This is a genomic window from Leptospira alexanderi serovar Manhao 3 str. L 60 (assembly GCF_000243815.2).
GTDB classification, from domain to species: domain Bacteria; phylum Spirochaetota; class Leptospiria; order Leptospirales; family Leptospiraceae; genus Leptospira; species Leptospira alexanderi.
In genome coordinates, this window is sequence record NZ_AHMT02000009.1 from 42,501 (window position 1) to 45,000 (window position 2,500).

The following is a 2,500-nucleotide window of genomic DNA, read 5'->3' on the forward strand; positions in this document are numbered from 1 at the left end:
CGCAATAAACGAAGCGTTTCGGAATAAATTTTTTTTCTCCGTCTTTTTTCAGGGTTTCGGGCGCACGGCTGATCGCGGGAATTTCCCTTTTCACGTAGATCGTATTTCCTTTTTTACGAACCTGAACTTTTCCAAGCATGGCGTTTTCGATTTGGGAAAGTTCCTGAAATTCCACTTTATAGTAAACCTTCGCTTTTTCTCGGAATAAACTTGGATCAGTTTCCGGAGTAACGATCTTTTGATAGGTATAATCCTTGAGGGAAATGTTTCTAGAAAAAAAGCCTTTGTTGAGTCTTCCTAAAATTTCGTCTTTCTGCGTGGGAAGAAATTTGATCAGGGATTCGTCGGAATTCCTACGGGTCGGAACTACATAAGAAACCTCTAATGTTCCCGAGAAATCGTAATTGATCGTCAATGTCTCTTCATAATCGAAACAATTGGAAAAAAATAATAACAAAATCGTGGAGAGGAAAAATTTATAAATCCGGCCGTAAAAGGGGCTCATGCATCAAATCTGAGAGAGAAAAGGATTCCCGTCAACGAAAAGAGATTTGCGGTTTGTGCCATTGTAAACCAGCGGATTTGGACACAGGAGTTTTTCTCCTTTTTAAGGGAAATAAATTGGCTCAAAAGCACGATTTATAAGATGTCCCGGGGCACGTAATTCGAAATCGGATTTATGAAAAGTATAGCGGGAGGGAATTTCATCTCCGAAACGCGGAAAGAATTCCTTCTTTGATTTTGGTCATGATTCCGGGTTGAGAACGGAGTCCGTGTTTTTTCAAAAAGGATTCTACGTATTGAAAGACGTCGTCTTCCGCGCGATCTCCCATTACCAGACAGGCGTGACCGTAGTCTTCGGAAGAACCATTTACTTTGGAGATTACTCTAAATTCTTTTTTCTTGGAGCTTGCGTTTTCGTAAACGGAACGGACTGCTTCCGGAGTCGCGATGACGTCTTTTTCGCCTGCTATAAACAAAGCGGGGACGGAAATATTTTTCTGGAGTTGGATGTAATTGTAGAATCCGTTGAGAGAGTGCATCTGCTTTGTTTCGATCCAGTGCATGAATTGTTCCGTGACTCCGTCCGAAATATTCTCGATTGCGTTCTTCATAATTTTCTTCACCGTTTTGGATGAAGTCACCTTAGGGTTGTAAAGAATTTCGTCGATTGGAGTATAAAGTTCTCCCGCTAAAGGAGCGAGGATGGAGGCTCCGAATTTCAGATCCAACATCTTTCTTGCACGGGGAAATCGGGAAAGAAGTCCGATCAGAGTGATACCGATATGGTTCAGGTTTCCAGGACCGCCTAATGATACAAAGGCGGCGATGTCCTTCGTATCTTTTTTACGCTCGGACATACAAAAATGAGAATATAGAATCATCGCTCCCATGGAATGCCCCACATAGGAAACGCGCTCGGAACCGGTAATTTTTTTCACCTTCTCAAACATCGCAGGAATGTCATATTTTACGATGTCATCGAACGTGAAGTCTTCGTAACGAGTTGGGCTTTCGTGATAAGATCGTCCGCAACCTCGAAGAGAAACCGCAAATACGTCGTAACCTCTGAGTTTAAGATAATAAGGGAGAGAATGTCTTCTATCTAAGTCGACCACGAACTTGTTCGTTGCGATTCCGTGAACGACCAACACGGGCGCCAATTGCTGATTTGGTTGAGGAGGAATATGTCTGTGGAGAGCTAAATTCCATCCGTCCTTCGTTTTCGCAAAGTGAACTTCGTCTGCGATGTCCTCTTGTCCGTATAATTTTCCGATCCAGTTTAAAAGAAGAGGATGGATGATGAGAATTAAGATCAGGATTCCAGTGAAGATGAAGGCGAGTGTGGACGCAAACAACGCGAAAAAAAGAAGAATGAAAAACGTAGTCGCTAAGTAGAACGGACTTCTACGATTCTTGAGAATTGCGATCACAGAATTAAAAATAATGGAAAATCTGAAATGTCAAGAAATAGAAGCTGCTTGCTTGAAAAATCGAAGAAAAGAATCTGGTGAGTACAACGTGTCTCAAACCCCGGAATACAAACTTTATACTTCACCGAATGGATGGTATTCCATGGTGATTCCCGCACATTGGATCCACATGGTCATCGAAGGAATTCCCGCATTTTTCGAGGAAAACGGAAGCGGTGCTCTTCAAGTCTATGCCTTTGAGAATAAATCCGGAAATTATGATCTCGGAGAAGAATTAAAACGATATCTCAAAACGCACAAAATCGATTTCGAAGAGGATAAGATTGCGTCTTTCGAAAACGAAGAAGGCAACAAGATTATGGCTTGCGAATTTGTGAAGGAGGAACGTTTCTGGATGGTCTATATGATCGCCAATCAAAAGAGAATGACTCTTCTTACGTATAACAGCGACGAGATGCCTCCAAATTATCTTGTTAGCGAACTTGCTACCGTTATCAGTTCTATTCGATTTTTGTAATATGCTTTAAGCTTCTGAACGACTTTTACATCCTACTTCCGATTCGATA

2 protein-coding genes and 1 pseudogene (1 of these 3 running past the window's edge) are annotated in these 2,500 nt (G+C 41.8%); 1 reads left to right on the forward strand and 2 read right to left on the reverse strand.

Annotation, left to right across the window (positions count from 1 at the left end; all coding sequences use genetic code 11):
• Both LEP1GSC062_RS02960 and LEP1GSC062_RS02965 read right to left on the reverse strand, forming a co-directional pair.
• Positions 1 to 505: pseudogene (locus tag LEP1GSC062_RS02960) on the reverse strand (LIC11874 family lipoprotein) (it extends 166 nt beyond the left edge of the window).
• 199 nt (positions 506 to 704) lie between these two features.
• On the reverse strand, positions 705 to 1,934 hold the full coding sequence (locus LEP1GSC062_RS02965; protein ID WP_010576080.1) for an alpha/beta fold hydrolase: 1,230 nt from the start codon (positions 1,932 to 1,934) through the stop codon (positions 705 to 707).
• Between LEP1GSC062_RS02965 and LEP1GSC062_RS02970 the strand changes: the two genes are divergently transcribed.
• Positions 1,918 to 2,451: a hypothetical protein gene (locus tag LEP1GSC062_RS02970; RefSeq protein ID WP_010576081.1), complete on the forward strand. Its 534-nt coding sequence runs from the start codon at positions 1,918 to 1,920 to the stop codon at positions 2,449 to 2,451. The two genes, LEP1GSC062_RS02965 and LEP1GSC062_RS02970, sit on opposite strands and share 17 nt — an antisense overlap.
• The last annotated feature ends 49 nt before the right edge of the window (positions 2,452 to 2,500 follow it).